The organism is Telluribacter sp. (assembly GCF_035998675.1).
Taxonomy (GTDB): domain Bacteria; phylum Bacteroidota; class Bacteroidia; order Cytophagales; family Spirosomataceae; genus Telluribacter.
On the sequence record NZ_DASYHI010000024.1, the window covers coordinates 354,545 to 373,471 of the forward strand.

Below are 18,927 nucleotides of genomic sequence, written 5' to 3' on the forward strand. Positions count from 1 at the left end.
ATGGTACCTGCTCCCCTATAGCTTGTTATTTATCATGCTGCTGTTCCTGAATACTATGAAGGCTATTCGTTTATTTCCTGTAATCTGGTTTGTCCTGGGCTGGTGCGTGGCTCCGGCTGTATTTGCCCAGCAGAATAAAACGCAGTCCGTGCGCACCAGGATCAATAGTCCGGAAGAGGAACTGGCGGGATTTAAGGTACCTGAGGGCTTTATTGTGGAGCTGGTCGCCAGCGAACGGGACAGTATTGTGAATCCGATCGACCTTACCTTCGACGACGCCGGTCGTCTCTGGACCCAAACCGCCCGCATGTACCCGCTGGACCCCGTTGCCGATATCAAGTGGAATGATTTGCTGCGGCTGATGGATGACCCGGAAGCCCAGAAAAACCACCCCGCCTTTAAACGTATCCTGGATCTGTACCAGGGCAAGACCAAGGGTACTGATAAGATACTGGTACTCTCGGACCTGTACGGCAGCGCACCCGTTAAAACGACTACCTGGGCGGAGGGCCTGACTATTCCCATGAGTATCCTTCCTTACCGGGATGGCGCGTACGTGGCGCAGGGGTCGGAGCTTTTTTTCTTATCTGATACCGACCAGGACGGAAAAGCCGACCGGCGCACGCCCCTGCTCACTGGCTTTGGCTTTACCGATACCCACACCATGGTACATACGCTGGTGCGGGGGCCCGGCCACTGGGTCCACTTCAGTCAGGGAGCATTGAATAAGGGAGAAGTGTCTTCCCTAATCAGCGGAGCCAGACTAAAATTAGACTACAGTAAAATTGCCCGCTTTTCGCTGGATGCGAAGAAGCTTGAGCTTGTCAGCGCCGGTCTTAACAATATCTGGGGGTTTCAACTCCGGGGTACCGGCCAGTGGTACGGTTCGGAGGCCAATGACCTGGGATACTCCGTGGTACCTCTCGAACCGGGTAGCGCTTTTCCGGGGATTGGCAACGAGCGTTTACGTAGCTACCAGCCGTGGGTACCTCAGCTACATACGTTTCGGGTAGGAGGAACGGGCATCTCCGGTACTGCCTTCGCCGACGATGCCGCGGGGTCTTTTCCGGATGAATACAAAAATGTAGCCTTTCTGGCCAATCCCATTACCAGTACCATCAATGCCGTTCACATTGTCCGTAACTCCGACGGCTCAGTTACGGCCCGGCACCTGCCCGATCTGCTTACGTCAGAAGATGACTGGTTTCGGCCTGTCAATATGGAGTTCGGGCCGGATGGCAGCCTGTACATTGCCGACTGGTACAACAAGATCGTTTCACACAATGAGCTTCCGACCACGCACCCGGACCGGGACAAAAGACACGGCCGCATCTGGCGGATCCGTCATAGCAGCCAAAAGCCCCGTACCGTTCCAAACCTCTACACCGTCCGCACAGAGGAGCTGGTAGAGCACCTGAAATCGCCTTCCCTATGGGAAAAACGCGCGGCATGGCACCAGATCACGGACCGCCCTGTATCCGAAACCCAAAAGTTGGGGGACCAGCTGGTCCTCCTGGCCTCCGATGATTCTCAGGATGAGATTACCCGCATCCATGCGCTCTGGTCGATGGAAGGTATCCGGCAGTACGACCCCCCATTTATGGCTTCGCTCTTAGAGTCTCCCCTACACGATCTGAGGCGGGAAGCCGTCCGCTCGCTCACCAGCTTTTCGCTAAGTCCGGCGGAACTGGCCGATAGGCTCAGAGAACTGATCGAAGACCCTGATCCCGCCGTTCGTGCGCAGGTACTTCGTACACTTACCGAAGCCGGAGGGGCCGATGGGGCTACCATTGATCTACTGGTGCGGGCTTCCAAACCCGAACTGCTAGGCCATGCCATGGGGGGTAGTTATGAAAGAAAGTTTGAGCGTTATCTGGCCCGTAAAGCCTTGGAACAGTACCCCGACCAGCTACAGAAGTACCTCGAAGCTCCACTAGCCGGGGACATTCCGGTAGTTAATATACTCTGGGCTATCCAGGCCCTGCCAGCCGAAGCCAAGGAAAAGGCCTTTCTCAAATTCTGGCCGCAGGCCCGGCTCAATAGCCTGGACGAACCTACTTTCGTGAGCGTAGCCGGAATGCTGGGTAATAAAGAAATTGTAAAGATGGTAAAGCCCCTTCTGGAGAATCCGGCCCGGGCGGTGGCCTATACTACCTTTGCCGTGCAGAACCAGTCCCAAGTACAGTCGGCCGAGCTGGCCGAACTACTGGAAGTACCCGTACGAACGTTGTTAAAGAGTACCGCCCCCTCCGAAGTAAAGTTGGCGCTGGATGCCGCCGGACGGTTCAGGATGGATAAAGTACGGGATGCCGTGGTACCTCTGGTACATGATCAAACCTCCGACCCTATCCTAAAGCTGGCGCTCAGAGCCCTGGAAAACAATCCTGATGCCAATCAGGGGGTTTTTGCCGGGGTTGTCCAAAACAAAAAAATCAGCTTTGACCTCCGGGCGGCGGCCCTGAACAGCCTGGCCAAAGCCGACCCGCTGGCCGGCCAGCGGGTCCTGCAGACCTGGATCGCTGACCTGACGGCTACGCAGAAAAACGAATTGGCTACCCTGCTGTCGGGTACCAGCCAGGGAGCGGGTTTGCTGATGACCCTGCACGAGAAAAAACAAATGGAACTATCGGCCTTTGATGTGGGCGCGGCGGAGCGCCTGGTTACCTCCAGTCGCAACGATCGCCGGGCTGAGGCCATTAGGGAGGCCGTTAAAAAGCGGGAGGAGGAAAAGAAAAAAGCCTTCCGGGGGCAACTCCGCCACTATAAGGCTATCGCGGAGAAAAATACCGGCAACGCCGGCAAAGGAAAGGTACTCTTTCAGACCTGCCTGATGTGCCACCAGGCCGGGAACCAGGGTCAGAGCATCGCGCCCGCACTGGATGGTTCCGCTTCGCGCGAAACCGAAGCGCTCCTGACGGCCATTCTTGATCCCGATGCCGCCGTAGAATCCGGCTACGCCGTGTACCGCATTACCAAAAAAGATGGAAGTACCGTAGAAGGGTACCTGGTCAGTAAAGACAGCCGCGGTACTACCCTGGCCTTTATAGGAGGTACCAAAGTATTTGTAGAAGCCGCGACCATCCGAAGTCAGGGTTTTCTGGCCGGGCGTTCATTCATGGTCAAAGGACTCCTGGATAACTACAACGACCAACAGGTAGCCGATTTGCTTTCTTACATACGTACCCTAAAATAATTACAGTTATGGTCCGACATTCGGTGGTCCGACATTCGGTGGTTCGAGAGTCAATCGTCAGACACTTCGGTGTGTTCAAGTTCAAAGAAGCCGTTACCGACAACGAAATAGAGGAGTGCTTTAGGACCATGATGGGGATGGTGGGTGCCATACCCGGACTGCTGACTATGGAATATGGTCCCTACGACGGAAACGAAGGCTTGAACGAAGACTTTACCCACGGCTTTGTCATGACATTCGACAGTCCGGAATCCCGCGACGCCTACCTGCCTCATCCACTCCACGAGCAGGTAAAAGAACTGGTCGTGCCCCGGCTGGAACGGGTTATCGTTTTTGATTTTATAGTTTAAATAAAGCCTTCCTTGATCAAACCGTACACTTCAACCCTGCTCCTGCCCCATGACTGCCTCTGATCAATCTATCATAGTACTGGGTTGCTTTGATACCAAAGGCGAGGTTTTTGCCTGGCTGCGCGAGTGCCTGCTGGCGCAGGGCGAGCGGGTCCTTACCATCAATACCGGCGTGCTGGGTACTACCGACCGGTTTCCGGTGGATATCGAAGCAGAAGCGGTGGCCGAAGCCGCGGGGGTGACCCTCACCGAGCTGCGCACCAGGCGGGACCGCGGACAAGCCGTGGACTGCATGGGCAGGGGAGCCGCCAGGGTACTATCCCGATTAGTGGAAGCAGGAAAAGTAAAAGCGGCCATCGGCATGGGCGGCGGCGGAGGTACTTACATCGCGCTGGCTGCCATGCAGGCCGTACCACTGGGCATTCCCAAGCTGTGTCTGAGTACAGTGGCCGCCAAGGATCTGTCCCGCCAGGTGGGCGATAAGGATATTACCCTGATGCCCTCTGTGGTAGACGTAGCCGGTCTCAACAGTATCATTGGTCCGCTGGTCCAGCAGGCTGCGGCGGCCATCGGTGCCATGGCTGGGGTAGCCCGAACCGCTACGACCGCTACGGCCGGTAGTATCGCCATCAGTATGTTTGGCAACACCACCGCCTGCGTCGATGCCTGCACCGAACTTCTGACCCGACAAGGCTACGAGGTCTTAGCTTTTCACGCCACGGGAGTAGGTGGCAAGACCATGGAAGCCCTGATCCGGGAAGGCTGCTTTGACGCGGTTCTGGACGTAACCACCACCGAACTGGCCGATGACCTGTGCGGGGGCATCTGCAGCGCCGGACCCGAACGACTGACCGCCGCAGCCCGGATGGAGATTCCGCAGGTGGTGGTTCCGGGTTGTCTGGATATGGTTAACTTTGCCCATCCCGATACGGTACCAGCGCCCTACCGGCACCGGGAACTGTACCGCTGGGCGCCGGACGTGACGCTGATGCGGACCAATGCGGAAGAGAACCGGCAACTGGGCGAGCAGCTGGCCCAAAAATTAAACCCATCCGTGGCTCCCGTGGCTGTGCTGTTGCCCCTGAAAGGAATATCACAGATCGATGCCGAAGGCGGTGTATTTTATCGCCCTGAAATAAATAGGGTTTTATTTGATACCATACAGACCCATGCCGCGGAGCATATAGGAGTAAGAGAGGTTGCCGCCCATATCAACGACCGGGCGTTTGCCGACGTACTGGTACAAACTCTGCTGGACCTGATTCAAAAGGACAAAATAACAAAAGCAGGTACTTAGGGTATCTTTATATCTATTTCAAACAATCAAGACAGACTACTATGCCAAATCCATGGACCGGTAAGGGGAATCCCTATACCCGACAGGAGGTCAGAGAGCGCCTGCGGGCTACGCTGGATCAGAAAAACGCCATTATCGCGGCCGGAGCGGGGACGGGAATCAGCGCCAAATTCATCGAAAAAGGCGGGGCCGATCTGATCATTATCTATAATTCAGGCCGCTTCCGGATGGCCGGACACGGCTCCACGGCCGGCCTGATGGCCTACGGCGATGCCAATGCCGTGGCCATGGAAATCGGGGAGTTTGAAGTACTGCCCGTGGTGGAGGAAATCCCCGTTATTTGTGGCGTACACGGTTCCGACCCCCGCCGCCGGATCTGGCACCATCTGCTGAAGGTAAAAGAAATGGGTTTTTCAGGCATCAATAATTTCCCGACCCACTCCATCGTAGACGGGCAGTTCCGGCAGGTACTGGAAGAAACCGGAATGGGCTTTGACAAAGAAGTGGAGATGGTCCGGATTGCCAGCAAGATGGAGCTTTTCTCCATCGTGTACGTAGCCAAACCGGAGGAAGCCCGGCAAATGGCCGAAGCCGGTGCCGACGCCATTATTGCCCACGTAGGTACTACGGTAGGTGGTTCTATTGGCGTGGTAGAGGCCTCCTGCACCATGGACGACGCCATTGAGCGTACCCAACAAATCATAGAAGCCGCCCGGGCCGTCAACCCCGACCTTTTTTTCCTGACCCACGGCGGACCGGTCAATACTCCAGAGGATGTACGACAAATCCTGGACGCCACCGATGCCCATGGTTTTGTCGGCGCTTCCTCGCTCGAGCGTATGGGCGTAGAGGCTTCCCTAACGGACCTGACCCGTCGCTTTAAAGCCCTCACGCTGCCGGACCGGCAGAAGTAGGGGTTGGGTAGCCCGCACTGATGCTTTACGTTAATGAGAATTTCTTAATGAAGTGATAGGTACTTCTTTTGCAAAATCTGTTCATGCCTGACCACATTCTTGATTATTTCCAGTATACTTTCTCACACCTGAATACAGGTGGAGGCAGAACCAAAGAAATGGCTCCTCATAAGCCCATATTATTACTTTCTGTTATTCAGGCGTATGAAAATAAAATACTTACTTCCAACCAAATCCCTATTTCTCCAGAGCTAACCAATCTGTTCCGATCCAACTGGAATTTATTTGTCACAACCAATCATACGCCCGGTTTTGCACTACCCTTTTTCCACCTCAAAAACGAGAAAGGAAACTGGTGGGAACTTGTGGCTAATCCGGGCTGTGAAATGTGGGTACAGAACGGAAAGCTGAGTAGTTTCAGTAGTTTAAGTGCCGCGGTCGCTTACGCTCAAATCGATCCTAAGCTAGCTCACTTGCTCCAGAATGAAGTGACGCGTCAGGTACTTCGTCAGGTTTTGTTAAGTACTTATTTTCCGGGACGTGCCATGGAGACAGCCCGTGCGGATACGCATCTGGATGAATTGAAGCGTGAAATGCTGGAAGAGTCGCCTTCTGAATACCGGGCAAAGCTAAAAAGCCTGAAAACCCGGCTTGACCCCGAAACGTACCAGATTGAAATATATGCCCGCAATACGCTCTTTCGACGCGAAATCACCCGTATCTACGACGATACCTGTTGCATTACCGGTGTACGCGTAGCGGCTCATTATTCTTTTTCAATGGTAGATGCCTGCCATATAGTACCTTTCTATAAAACCTATAATAATCACCCTACCAACGGCATTGCGCTCTGCCCGAACCTGCACCGGGCCTTCGATAAAGGCGCTATCTCTATTGATACCAAGTACCGCGTAATGGTTTCGCCAACCTTCGTCGAAAATGAAAAAAGTACCTACAGCCTGAAATCAGTAGCCGGAAAACAAATAGAATTACCAAAAGAGGAGCGGTATCTGCCAGATCCGGAAGCGCTGGATTGGCACAGGAACAGTATATTTAAAGGTTGAAAGGGCGGAGGTACTTAATCCAACAAAAAAGCCCCGGATTTCTCTGAGGCTTTTTCTTCGTAGCGGGAGCTGGACCATTCAAAATTTGTATCTATCAGGTTGTGTGGTAGGCAGAGGTACTTATTCAGAACGGCGGTGGAGCTACCATTCCCTGATACAATTGGGAAACGGGAAAAATCAGGTCCCAGTCTTTCCCCCAGACAACATTGCCCCGCTCAATCCTGAATTGTTTAAAATTTGCCAGGCGGCGGTACTTATCATGCTGGGGATGAGAATGGTTTTTCAAAAACGGTCCAAAGTCAATAATTTGAGAGGTACCATCGGAAAACGATATCTTCAGACGGTACTCTTCAACATAGTCTGCCATAGTTACTGCCAATGTTCTCATAGTCTTTTTGTGATTTTACGAATCTTCGGTTTCTTCTTCAGAACAAAAAATTCAAACCATTTCTGAGCAATTTCATCAGAATAAGCCTCTACTACTTTTGTAGCTTCTTTAAGATCTTTAACAGGTAACATTTCTATACCATCGGCTTTCCGTAGCTGAATATCTGATAGCTTTCCATCCTCAAAAAATAGCTCGAATATGGTTTCGTATTCAGCATGGCTCACATGTACATGAACTGGCAGGTGCTCATTGCTGTAGAAATAAAATATAAGTCCAAAATATTCAATGAGCTTGGGCATAGCAGCGCTAAATTAACCAGTGTAAAGAGATTAAGAAATAGATTATTACTTAATACGTATAAATTCAATCGAATTAGCCAGCTTTTTGATTTACACAAATAAAACAAAAAAGCCTCAGATTTCTCTGAGGCTTTTCTTCGTAGCGGGAGCTGGACAGGAAGGCCTGCCCCGTCGAACCAGCGATCTTTGGACAGTACGCCGCGCGGGTATGACCGGGGTGGCGTACCACCAACTTCTCCATCCCAGCGCAACAAAAAAGCCCCAGATTTCTCTGAGGCTTTCATTCTAGTAGCGGGAGCTGGACTCGAACCAGCGACCTTTGGGTTATGAGCCCAACGAGCTACCAACTGCTCCATCCCGCGGTGTCGTTGAATTGGAGTGCAAACATACGAGAGGATTTTCAAAAAATCAACTACCTTTGTAAAAATATTTTTAGTAGCGTACTCTGTACTGTTTCTCTCCTTGTTCCCCAACAACCGGGCGGGTTGTTGAGTTCGACTGCTATACGCTTTTTTTTATCTTCGAAGGAAAAAATCATTTTGGTTATGGAAAATAATTCAGCCCCGGAGCAACCCGTCAACTTCCGGGCCGGGTTTGTGAGTATCATCGGAAAGCCCAACGTGGGGAAGTCCACGCTGATGAACGTACTGGTGGGAGAGCGGCTCTCAATCATTACCTCCAAAGCCCAGACCACCCGCCACCGTATTATGGGTATCCTGAACGGAGAGCACGAGGGAACGCCATTTCAGCTGATTTATTCGGATACGCCCGGGGTAGTGAAGCCCGCCTACAAGCTGCACGACTCCATGATGACCTTTGTGAAAGGCTCGCTGGAAGACGCCGACGTGGTGCTGTTTGTGACGGAGGTGGGCGAGAAAGCCGCCGACCACGAGGTACTTCCCCTACTGAAACGTACCGACGCGCCCGTGCTGCTGGTGCTGAACAAAATAGACCTCTCCAACGAGCAGGAACTGAAGCTGAAAATGGAGGAGTGGCAGCAGGTAGCCAATCCGGCGCAGATTATCCCGATCTCGGCCTTGCACAATGCCAATATTCAGACGCTTTTTCAGGCAATAGTAACACGGCTGCCGGTACACCCGCCCTACTTTGATACCGACGAACTGACCGACAAGCCGGAGCGTTTTTTTGCTTCGGAAATAATCCGGGAGAAGATATTCCTGAACTATCGCCAGGAGATTCCGTACAGCAGCGAGGTAGTGATCGCCGAGTTCAAAGAGCGCGATGATATAATCGTAATCCGGGCGGAAATCATGGTGGAGCGCAAAAGCCAGAAGGGCATCCTGATCGGTGATAAAGGCTCGATGCTGAAAAAAGTAGGTACCCAGGCCCGCGAAGATCTGGAAGCATTTTTTGGCAAGAAGGTATTCCTGGAACAGTACGTACGGGTAGAACCCGACTGGCGCAGCAAGGAAAACAAGCTGCGGCAGTTTGGATATAACGAATAATCTAATTTTGAATGAGTGATTGATAGAGGGGGCCGCCCCCGCGGTGATAGAATGGACATAGTTCCTCCATTTATTCACTTACTCAATCACTCATTCACTCAATCACTCACCGCGGGGGCGGACCCCTCACTCATTAAATAATGGCAAACATAATTTGTATAGTCGGACGCCCGAACGTGGGCAAGTCGACCCTTTTTAATCGCCTCATCGAAGAGCGCAAGGCGATCATGGATAATCAGAGCGGCGTAACCCGCGACCGCCACTACGGCTACGGCGAGTGGACTGGCAAGTACTTTACGGTCATTGATACGGGAGGCTACGTGGTAGGCTCGGAGGATATATTTGAAGGCGCTATCCGCGAACAGGTAGAGCTGGCGATTGAAGAGTCAACGGTGGTGCTGTTTATGGTAGATACCATGACGGGACTGACCGAACTGGACAAAGAATTCGCCAATGTACTGCGGCGCTACAAGAAGCCGGTGTTTCTGGTAGCCAACAAAGTAGAAACCGTGGAGCGTCACCAGTCAGCCGCGGAGTTTTATGAGCTGGGGCTGGGCGAGGGAATCTACCCCATTTCGTCACAAAACGGCCACGGTACAGGCGAACTGCTGGACGAGGTAGTAAAATACTTTGATCTACCGGGCGAGGAAGATCCGGAAGCCGGTATACCGAGGATCGCCATTATGGGTCGCCCTAACGTAGGTAAATCGTCCTTCCTGAATGTACTGACCGGCACTGACCGCAGCATCGTGACCGACATAGCCGGTACCACCCGCGACGCCATCCATACCCACTACAAAGCCTTCGGCAAAGAGTTTATCCTGACCGATACAGCAGGTATCCGCCGGAAATCGAGAGTAAAGGAAGATATCGAGTTCTACTCGACGCTACGCTCGGTCAAGGCCATGGAAGAGTCGGATATATGTATCGTACTGATCGATGCAACACTGGGGCTGGAAGGCCAGGATATTACCATTATCGCGCAAGCGATCAAAGCCAAAAAAGGCGTGGTCATCATGGTCAATAAGTGGGATTTGGTAGAAAAAGACTCCAAAACCGCCGATATCTTCAAGAAGGAGATCCACGAGCGGCTGGCTACCATGAGTTATATTCCCGTGATTTTTACGTCTGTTGTGGAAAAGCAGCGGATTTTTCAGGTCATGGAAAAAGCCATGGAGGTGTACGAAAACAAGACCAAGAAAATCACGACTTCCAAACTCAACGAGGTAATGCAGGCGGAGATTACCAAGTACCCGCCACCGGCCTTCCGGGGTAAGTACATCAACATCAAGTACATGATCCAGCTGCCGACGCCATCGCCCACTTTTGTGTTCTTCAGTAGTAATCCCAAGCACGTAAAGGAGCCCTACATGCGGTACCTCGAAAACCGGATGCGGGAGCATTTTGACTTTACGGGAGTGCCTATTACCATGTTCTTCCGGGAAAAGTAGCAGCGTTGGTGAGTGAGCGGTGATTCTGAACATAGTACCGGGGCCGTCCCCCGCGCTTACTACCTCCTGGGGGCGGTACTGGTGCTGGTGGCGGCTTTCTGTTTTGCCTGCAAGGGTATTCTGATCAAGCTGGCGTATCAGTACCAGATCGGGGCTATCTCGCTGGTGGCGCTCAGGATGCTGTTTTCGCTGCCGTTCTACGTGTTTGCGGCCTGGCGGCTGTCGCGGCAACCTGCCAACGTCCGGCTTACGCTGCCCCAGTGGGGGTACCTGAGCGCGATGGGAATAGTGGGCTACTACTTCGCGAGCTACTTCAACTTTCTGGGGCTGGTGTACATTACAGCCAGCCTGGAGCGGGTGCTGCTGTTTATCTACCCTACCTTTGTGCTGCTGATGGGGGCGTTCTTCTTCCGCCGTCGCATTACGGCCTTGCAATACGGTGCCCTGGGCCTGACCTACCTGGGTATTGTGCTGGCTTTTGTCCCGAATGTAGAGGCAGGCGAGCAGAAAGACCTCTTCTGGGGCGCGTTCTGGGTGATTGTCAGTGGCCTGGTGTACGCGGTGTACCTGGTGGGCAGCGACCGCATTATTCCGGTAGTAGGTTCGCAGAAGTTTACCAGCTACGCCATGATCGCTGCCACGGTACCTACCTTGGCTCATGAAGTTCTGCAGAACGGATTTACGCTGTTCAGCTTTCCGGCACCGGTGTACACTATTAGTCTGGGAATGGCGCTCTTTGTAACGGTACTGCCTACCTTTATGCTGGCCGAAGGCATCAAACGCGTAGGTTCGGGTAATACGTCCATTATTGCCAGTATCGGCCCTATTTTTACCATTGTACTGGCTACGGTGGTGCTGGACGAACAGATTGGCCTCCTGCAGTTAGCAGGTACCTTGCTGGTACTGGCCGGGGTGGTGCTGGTGGGGTGGAAGGGAAAGAAATAAATAAGTCGGAAGTAGGCTGTTATGCCTTTTGCTGGTTTTCCAGATACTCCAGGTAGCTGCTGATAACCACGTAGTCGGCTTCGGCCCAGTCGAGGTTGGATAGTTCGTCGGGAGCAAGCCAGCGGATTTCTTCGTGGTCAATGAGTTTTATATCAAAGGTGAGCAGCTGGCAGACAAAAGGTACCAGCTGAATTTCGCGCCAGCCATCGTCCCGGATGCTGAGGGGCAGGCGGTCACCGATCAGGATTTCCACATCCAGCTCTTCCCGGATTTCACGAATGAGACATTCTTCCTCGGTTTCGTTCTCTTCCAGCTTTCCCCCGGGGAACTCCCATTTTAGCGGCAGTGACAGATCAGCGCCTCGCTGAGCTGCCAGTACTTTCCCTTCGTGCTCAATGACGGCACAGGGCACTTTTACAATTAACCTCACCGGCGTTTCTGAACCTACCATTCCCTTTCCTTTTTTCAAGCCGCAAAAGTACAATTTATATACAATTAACGTGCATTATCTTTTTGTAACATCTGAATAGCGGGGTGCTACCAGATGCTACAATAGAACAAAGAATTGTATTTTTTATTGTGCAATGGGTTGATTAACAGGCTTAGAATAGTTCGCCGGTCCGGTACTTGGGAAGGATACCCAGGTGCCGGTAGGCCATTTCAGTGGCTTCCCGTCCGCGGGCAGTCCGCTTGAGGTACCCCTCCTGAATCAGAAACGGCTCGTACACCTCCTCAATGGTCTCCGCTTCTTCGCCGCAGGCGGTAGCAATGGTAGAAAGCCCTACGGGGCCACCCTTGAATTTTTCAATTATGGTGAGCAGAATACGGTTGTCCATTTCGTCCAGGCCGTTCTGGTCCACGTCCAGGGCCGTAAGGGCCATTTCGGCAATAGCTACCGTTATATGGCCCCGGCCTTTCACCTGGGCAAAGTCGCGGGTGCGGCGCAGCAGGTTGTTGGCAATCCGGGGGGTACCGCGGCTGCGGCGGGCAATTTCATAGGCAGCATCCTCGTCAATGGGGGTACCCAATATCGAAGCCGAGCGCCGCACAATGGAAGACAGTAGCTGCGCGTCGTAGTACTCCAGGCGGGCATTGATACCAAAGCGGGCGCGCAGGGGTGACGTAAGCAGCCCCGCGCGGGTAGTAGCCCCCACCAGGGTAAAAGGGTTCAGGCCAATCTGTACGCTACGGGCGTTGGGGCCGCTGTCCAGCATAATGTCGATCTTGTAGTCCTCCATGGCCGAGTAGAGGTACTCTTCCACCACGGGGTTGAGCCGGTGGATTTCATCAATAAACAAAACGTCGTATGACTGCAGACTGGTGAGCAGCCCGGCCAGGTCGCTGGGCTTGTCCAGCACGGGTCCGGAGGTAATCTTAAGATTAGCACCCAGTTCGTTGGCGACAATGTGCGACAGGGTGGTTTTGCCTAGGCCCGGAGGGCCGTGCAGCAGCACGTGGTCCAGCGCTTCACCCCGCTGACGGGCCGCCTGAACGAATATTTTCAGATTGGCCAGTATTTTATCCTGCCCCGTAAAGTCCTCAAACGAAAGCGGGCGCAAGGCCCGTTCGATTTCCTTTTCGGTGTTGGAAAGCGGTTCTTTATCTCCGGTCAAATAGTCTTTGCGCATGGGGTGTACCTAAGTAGGTACCCTGTCGGGCCAGGGCCGGACAGGGTACGGATGTTTTGGTCAAAAATACGGATTTTTCAGCTCGGAAAACAGCAGGATTAACGTATCACCATCACCGACCCCCGCACAACCTCAGGACTGCGCTCAGGATAGTACTCGCTGCCAAAGCTCACTACGTAGGCGTAGCTGCCCGGCTGTACCCTGGTACCGCGGTAGGTACCGTCCCACTTCTGCTCTATGCTGCTGGCGGCAAAGATAACCTCCCCCCAGCGGTTGTATATTTTTATGTTAAAGTTTCTGAAATAAAGGCCAAATACATCCAGGAAGTCATTCTGTCCGTCGCCGTTGGGCGTAAACGCATCGGGAATGTACACGCGCGGCTCGCAACGGTCCACTACCTCCGTAATTTTTTCAATGGAGCAGCCCTCGGGGCTGGTAGCTACCACCACATACTGGCCGGTACGGCTGACGGTAACGCGGGGGGTGGTTTCGGACGAATGCCGCCAGAGGTACGTAATGTTGCTGCGGCCCTGGGCCAGCAGGGTAGCCAGGCCCGACTCCGCCACGCAAAGCGGGTACTCAGGAGCCAGTTCTACGGTGGGTGGCGGGGTCGACCGGACCACCACCTGGTCGCTGGCTTCGCAGCCATTCGCCGGGTTCCGGACGGTGAGGGTATAGGTACCATCCTGCAGTACTGTGATACTACGGGTGGTGGCTCCGGTACTCCACTGGTACTGGTTGCCGGGGAAGTTCACCGTCAGCGGAACCAGCTCAACGGGTTCGTCGGTACATTTACCCGAAACGGGAGCCAGACGGGCCAGGTTGTCCCGGTCCAGCCCTACCACAATACCCGACAGCGTAAAGGTACAGCCGCCCGCGTCGGAGGTTTCGAGGCTGTAGGCCCCCGGTACCAGGTTGCTGGCCGTAGCGCTGTTGCTGACTACCTGCCCGGTACTGTTGAGCCAGCGGTAGGTAGTAGGCTGCCCCCCGGTCACATTCAGGCCAATAGACCCCGAGTCCGGTTGAGTACAGGCGGCATTATCCACCACAGGCGTCATGCGCAACGGATTGGCCGCTGAGCGCAGGGCAAAGCTGGTGTCGGTAGTACAGGACTGCAGGCTACCGCTTACGCGCAGCTGGTAAGAGCCTTCGCGCAGGCCGGTCAGCAGGGCATTGGCCCCCAGCGGAGTATTATCCGGTCGGGTCCAGGTATAGTTGTAGGTACCCTGCGGACTCACGGATCTGACTTCAATGGCTCCGTCGGCGGTAGTACAGCCGGTGGGGGGAAGCAGGTCAGCGGCAATGCGGGCCCGGGGGCGCACTACTACTTCCAGCGTATCTTCGTTGTAGCAGTCGTTGGCATTTTTTACTTCTACAAAATATACACCCGGCTGGCGGACGGTGATCTCCCGGGTAGTTTCGCCGGTGTTCCACTTAAATTCGCGCCAGGTCTGGCCGGGAGCAGTAATCACAATGGAGCTATCGCGGCACAGGGTAGTATCGGGGCCCAGCGAGAAATTGGGCGGCCGCCGGATGGTAAGCTCCACGGTGTCGGCCTGGAAACAGGCGCCCTGCGGGCCGTTGGCCGCAATGGCTACGTACTGACCGGTAGCGGTGGCCTGTAGTATTTTCTCCCGGCTGATGGGCCGTCCGTTATATAACCACACAAACAGCTCCGCCTCTACGTTGGCGTTCAGCTCAATGCTCTTGCGGCACTGGTCCTGGTCGGGGCCCAGGTCTATGGGCTCCGGCGTAGCAAATATCTCTACCTGCTGCGTAAAGGTTGTGTCCTTACAACGATTGACCGCCCGTAACGTAACGGTGTAGATACCCGGATTCTGGTAGGTATGCTGTACCTGGGTTTCCTTACCTGACTTAGGTGCGCTGCCATCGCCGAAGGTCCAGGTATACATATCTTCAATGGGCTGACAAAGCGGGCTTGCCTGAAACATCGTGGGGGCACCCGTACAAAAGCCGTCGGCCTGGAAGCCGGGACCATCCTGCTGTTCGGTGAAGTTCTGCACTAAACTCGGGAGTCCCAACTGGCTTTTCTTGCCCCCCAGATTTATTCCCTCAAGCTCAAAATCAACCCCGGTGATTGAATTACCGTCGGGTGCATTGATAACCCCCAGGTAGTCACTTCCCTCTACGGCCAGGTATATGCGTCCGTCCGGGCCAATTTGTAAGGCCCCAAACACTTCCGTCTTAGTACTGTCTATGACTATGCGGGATTCGGAAATCAGGGCGGAGTCCCCGAGACTAATGTCATACTGTACCAGCAGCGAGGCCGTATCTTTGCCGTTTCCGCTGTAAGAAACATACAGTTTTTCTCCATCGGGCGAAAACTCCACCCCGTAGGCTTTGGGCGGGGCCGGTCCCAGGTTAATAGTCCGTTCGTATTCGAGCTTACCCGTAGAGTCGGAGAAGGTAAACAGCTCGACGTAATTCTGGGGTGGACCGGGTACTACAACCGCCAGCCTCCGCTGCCCGGTAGTACTGTCCGGCGATGAAAATTTCATGTAACCCTCTCCCTTTTCCGGTGTGTCATGGGCCAAACCCAGGTCGTAGGTACCGCTTTCGGTAAGGCCACCCGTAGTAGCATGAAACACCCGGAACCGGTTGGTACCGTAGTCGTGGGTAATAACCCAGTAGGTACTGTCGGCGTCGTTCCGGACCGAGGCCAGGCGCTCGGTGGTATTCTGCTGCTGCACGGTGTTTTGTTCAACCACGGCCCCTTTACCCCCTTCACGGCGCATATCCACTACGCTGGTGGTTAGCAGTTGGGTAGAGTCATTGATGTCGGTGGTGGTAAATACGGTGTAAAGGTAGTCACAGCCCCGGCAGGTGGGCTGCGGTACAATCAGGGCCGACTGGGTAGACTTTTTGCTTCCTTTCAAGGTCTGACAACTATCCGCCAGACACGGCATTTCATTCCCTTCCTTGTCAAAGATGACTAACCCGTCGGTATAAAAGAGGAGCTGCCCCTTGGAATTGGCAATGGACGAGGTACCTTCCGGGGTATTAAGCTTTCCGTCGGTAATAGCGGTAGGGGCACCGTTGGCAAAATCAAGGCCCGCATTGGAACCGAAAAACCACTTGGCTCCCTCCTGTCCCGCCTGTTCGAGACAAATTTTGACGTTTACCCGGTCCTGAATCCGACAGCCGTTGGGCAGTATCACCTCTACCGAGTAGCAACCCGAACTGTCTACTTCCAGGGTTTGGGTGGTGTCACCCTTGGGATACCAGATAAATTTCGCTCCGGCGGGCGCACCACCCATTGGGTAGGGGTCCAGGGTAATGGTCTGGTCGGGACAGATGGTCGTATCCGGCTTCCAGTTCTGAAAAGAGGGAGGTAATTCACCAATTTGAATAGGTACACTGAGGCTATCCTTGCTGCCGTTTTGCCGCGTTCGTACCAACGTAACCTGATAGGTACCTGGTGTCGAGTAGGAGTGCTGGGGGTTCCGGCGGGTGGAGGTATTGTTGTCGGGGTTATTGGCATCGCCAAAGTTCCACTGCCACGCTACCGCGGTTTTCAGCGTATCACTGAACGAGGTAGAGTCGTCCACACAGTTAGGATTGGCCATGCATTGTCCTTTTACCACAAAAGGTGCGGATGAAGGGGTTTGGGCTTTTGCGAAGTTACCCCACAAGAGCAGCCCAAAGCATACTATCCAAAAAATTTTGCTGTAAATATTATAAATCCACTTCATGTTTCGTTACATACTCAAAACCACGTATCTATGTTCTGCTCTTTTCAATCTCTGTAAGGTTTAACGAAAATAAATTTCTAAAATTTTGTCAGGCTTTCGTACCATTTGCACCCCCTCTGAATCTTTAATACGTAAAGTCATCATAATTTGTGAATAATTTTTTAAATTTTGTCCTTAATATGATTGCGGCAGGCTATTTGTGGTATTTATTGAATTGAGAGCTTCCTATGATAAAGAGATTACTACTACTCACAACATTGACCCTATGCGTGCTGGAAGGTTGGAGCCAAGATCCGCAATTTTCACAGTTTTACGCTAATCCGCTCTATCTCAACCCCGCTATGGCTGGCAGTGCGCTGGCACCGCGGGCTACTGTAAACTACCGTAATCAATGGCCGGCCCTGTCGGCAAACTTTGTCACAAGCTCATTCGGCGCCGATTTGCACTTAGCAAGTATTAACAGTGGGGTAGGCTTGCTGGTAACTTCCGATAGCCAGGGAATGGGTAACCTGAAGTCTATGGAGGTAGGGCTGCAATATTCTTACCAGGTTCAACTCAACGAAGAAACCTTCGTTCGAATGGGTTTACAGGGGTCCTACGCCACCCGTACCCTCGACTACTTTGGACTTACCTTTGGCGACCAGTACTCCAACCAGGGGTATATGGGTAATCCAACGCTGGAGCCGCTGGTACAGAACGGACTTCCGCAGGTATCCTACGCCGATTTTTCGTCGGGGGCACTTATGTTTTCAGATTGGTACTGGGCGGGCGTAGCGGTACACCACATGAACCGCCCCAACCAGGCTTTTTCTAGTATGGAAATAGCGCGGCTGCCGATGAAAACCAGCTTTCACGCGGGGCTTCGTATTCCTTTTGCCGGCTATACCTACCTGGGTAACGAGATAGACCGCGAAAAAACCATTTCACCGGCTGTTATGTACAAGTCCCAGGGCAAGTTTGACCAGTTCGACGCCGGCCTCTACGTGACCTATGCGCCCATGGTATTCGGGGCCTGGTACCGGGGTATTCCGGTTAAGAAGTATGCTGAAAATATCAACAACCACGAGTCTTTCATTGTTTTGGCGGGATTCAGGCAGGATAAGTTTTCGGTAGGGTATAGCTACGACGCCACCATTTCTACGCTGGGCTTTGGCAGCGGGGGAGCGCACGAAATATCGCTGTCGTATCTGTTTGAAAATCTTTCTCCCAGAGCCAAGCGCTTCCGGCGTAAGGACAAGCAGCTTTCCTGTCCCAAGTTCTGACGGAAGGTACTTCTCCGGGGAATGGAAGGAAGTTTAGCCGAAAGAAACCAGATTTTGTATGAGTAAATAGAGGTACGGATGTGACTTCTATTTTACTCATTTTTATTTATCACTTATCTAATCATTATGTGGAATTACCTTAGCTTGTTTGTTGTTTCTTTTGCATTTTTCCAATTCAGCGCATACGCTGGTCCCCAGGCACCCAAACGTGAGTTTTTTGAAATCAGGATTTATCACCTATCGGGTAAAGCGCAGGAAGAGCGCATGGAAAATTACCTTAAAAACGCCTATCTGCCGGCACTGCGTCGGGCGGGTATCAAAAACATAGGCGTATTCAAACCCGTGGAGTCCGATACGGCTTTTGGTAAACGCATCTATGTCTTTACCCCTATGAGCTCACTGGACCAGCTGGCAAAGCTTCCGCAGGCACTGGATAAAGACAAGCAATACCAGACAGCCGGAAAAGACTACCTTGAGTCGGAGTTTAAAGACCCGACCTACGTGCGCTACGAAACTATTCTTCTGCAGGCTTTTTCGGGTATGCCCCAGCACCAGAAGCCCGCCCTGGACGCACCGCGGAGCGAGCGCGTATACGAACTGCGAAGCTACGAGAGCCCTTCGGAGAAGCGGTACCTTAATAAAGTCAAGATGTTTAATACGGGCGGTGAGATAGGTATTTTCAATAAGCTGGGCTTTAACGCGGTATTTTACGGAGAGGTACTTGCGGGCCGCCGGATGCCCAACCTCATGTACATGACCGCTTTTGCCAACAAGGCTTCCCGCGATGAACACTGGAAGGCTTTCAGCAACGACCCGGATTGGGGCAAGCTGAAAGATGTGCCGGAGTACAAAGACAATATGAACAAGCTGGAGATGTTCCACCTTCGCCCAACGGAGTACTCGGATATCTAGTACCTGTCTACCTGTTTAGTTGAAAGGGAGCACGCTAGTATGTAC

General features: G+C 53.1%; 15 protein-coding genes and 1 tRNA gene. 10 read left to right on the forward strand and 6 right to left on the reverse strand.

Translation table 11 applies throughout. From position 1 onward, the window contains the following. Nucleotides 1-55 precede the first annotated feature (55 nt). The 5 genes from VGN67_RS23205 to VGN67_RS23225 all read left to right on the forward strand — a co-directional run bounded on the left by VGN67_RS23205 (nucleotide 56) and on the right by VGN67_RS23225 (nucleotide 6,818). The gene (locus VGN67_RS23205; protein WP_327489696.1) at nucleotides 56-3,193 is read left to right on the forward strand and encodes a PVC-type heme-binding CxxCH protein; all 3,138 of its coding nucleotides are present in this window, start codon (nucleotides 56-58) and stop codon (nucleotides 3,191-3,193) included. Between the two features lie 8 nt (nucleotides 3,194-3,201). Next, nucleotides 3,202-3,543, forward strand: a complete 342-nt coding sequence (locus VGN67_RS23210; RefSeq protein ID WP_327489698.1) for a Dabb family protein — start codon at nucleotides 3,202-3,204, stop codon at nucleotides 3,541-3,543. Between the two features lie 49 nt (nucleotides 3,544-3,592). Next, nucleotides 3,593-4,840: a Tm-1-like ATP-binding domain-containing protein gene (locus tag VGN67_RS23215; protein ID WP_327489700.1), complete on the forward strand. Its 1,248-nt coding sequence runs from the start codon at nucleotides 3,593-3,595 to the stop codon at nucleotides 4,838-4,840. Between the two features lie 41 nt (nucleotides 4,841-4,881). Then, complete coding sequence (locus VGN67_RS23220; RefSeq protein ID WP_327489702.1) at nucleotides 4,882-5,754, forward strand: phosphoenolpyruvate hydrolase family protein; 873 nt, start codon at nucleotides 4,882-4,884, stop codon at nucleotides 5,752-5,754. An 83-nt stretch (nucleotides 5,755-5,837) separates the two neighbouring features. Next, nucleotides 5,838-6,818 (forward strand): HNH endonuclease, encoded by a 981-nt coding sequence (locus tag VGN67_RS23225; RefSeq protein WP_327489704.1) that lies wholly within the window; start codon nucleotides 5,838-5,840, stop codon nucleotides 6,816-6,818. A 124-nt stretch (nucleotides 6,819-6,942) separates the two neighbouring features. On the opposite strand, the gene VGN67_RS23230 is transcribed toward VGN67_RS23225, so the two are convergent. The 3 genes from VGN67_RS23230 to VGN67_RS23240 form a co-directional block, all read right to left on the reverse strand. Further along, nucleotides 6,943-7,185: a DUF2442 domain-containing protein gene (locus VGN67_RS23230; protein ID WP_327489706.1), complete on the reverse strand. Its 243-nt coding sequence runs from the start codon at nucleotides 7,183-7,185 to the stop codon at nucleotides 6,943-6,945. A gap of 17 nt (nucleotides 7,186-7,202) precedes the next feature. After that, nucleotides 7,203-7,505 (reverse strand): DUF4160 domain-containing protein, encoded by a 303-nt coding sequence (locus VGN67_RS23235; RefSeq protein ID WP_327489708.1) that lies wholly within the window; start codon nucleotides 7,503-7,505, stop codon nucleotides 7,203-7,205. A gap of 289 nt (nucleotides 7,506-7,794) precedes the next feature. Next, nucleotides 7,795-7,867 (reverse strand) — tRNA-Met (locus tag VGN67_RS23240). A gap of 183 nt (nucleotides 7,868-8,050) precedes the next feature. Here VGN67_RS23240 and era point away from each other — a divergent pair. The 3 genes from era to VGN67_RS23255 all read left to right on the forward strand — a co-directional run bounded on the left by era (nucleotide 8,051) and on the right by VGN67_RS23255 (nucleotide 11,367). Then, the gene (gene era, locus VGN67_RS23245) at nucleotides 8,051-8,971 is read left to right on the forward strand and encodes a GTPase Era (RefSeq protein ID WP_327489710.1); all 921 of its coding nucleotides are present in this window, start codon (nucleotides 8,051-8,053) and stop codon (nucleotides 8,969-8,971) included. 140 nt (nucleotides 8,972-9,111) lie between these two features. Next, the gene (der, locus tag VGN67_RS23250; protein WP_327489712.1) at nucleotides 9,112-10,422 is read left to right on the forward strand and encodes a ribosome biogenesis GTPase Der; all 1,311 of its coding nucleotides are present in this window, start codon (nucleotides 9,112-9,114) and stop codon (nucleotides 10,420-10,422) included. A 12-nt stretch (nucleotides 10,423-10,434) separates the two neighbouring features. Next, nucleotides 10,435-11,367, forward strand: a complete 933-nt coding sequence (locus VGN67_RS23255; protein ID WP_327489714.1) for a DMT family transporter — start codon at nucleotides 10,435-10,437, stop codon at nucleotides 11,365-11,367. 19 nt (nucleotides 11,368-11,386) lie between these two features. On the opposite strand, the gene VGN67_RS23260 is transcribed toward VGN67_RS23255, so the two are convergent. The 3 genes from VGN67_RS23260 to VGN67_RS23270 form a co-directional block, all read right to left on the reverse strand. Continuing rightward, nucleotides 11,387-11,836 (reverse strand): (deoxy)nucleoside triphosphate pyrophosphohydrolase, encoded by a 450-nt coding sequence (locus tag VGN67_RS23260; RefSeq protein ID WP_327489716.1) that lies wholly within the window; start codon nucleotides 11,834-11,836, stop codon nucleotides 11,387-11,389. 133 nt (nucleotides 11,837-11,969) lie between these two features. Continuing rightward, nucleotides 11,970-12,995 (reverse strand): Holliday junction branch migration DNA helicase RuvB, encoded by a 1,026-nt coding sequence (gene ruvB, locus VGN67_RS23265; RefSeq protein WP_327489718.1) that lies wholly within the window; start codon nucleotides 12,993-12,995, stop codon nucleotides 11,970-11,972. Between the two features lie 98 nt (nucleotides 12,996-13,093). Beyond that, the gene (locus tag VGN67_RS23270; protein ID WP_327489720.1) at nucleotides 13,094-16,708 is read right to left on the reverse strand and encodes a PKD domain-containing protein; all 3,615 of its coding nucleotides are present in this window, start codon (nucleotides 16,706-16,708) and stop codon (nucleotides 13,094-13,096) included. A gap of 227 nt (nucleotides 16,709-16,935) precedes the next feature. Between VGN67_RS23270 and VGN67_RS23275 the strand changes: the two genes are divergently transcribed. After that, nucleotides 16,936-17,970 (forward strand): type IX secretion system membrane protein PorP/SprF, encoded by a 1,035-nt coding sequence (locus VGN67_RS23275; protein ID WP_327489722.1) that lies wholly within the window; start codon nucleotides 16,936-16,938, stop codon nucleotides 17,968-17,970. 126 nt (nucleotides 17,971-18,096) lie between these two features. Beyond that, nucleotides 18,097-18,882, forward strand: coding sequence for an NIPSNAP family protein (locus VGN67_RS23280; protein ID WP_327489724.1), 786 nt, complete (start codon nucleotides 18,097-18,099; stop codon nucleotides 18,880-18,882). Nucleotides 18,883-18,927: the final 45 nt, after the last annotated feature.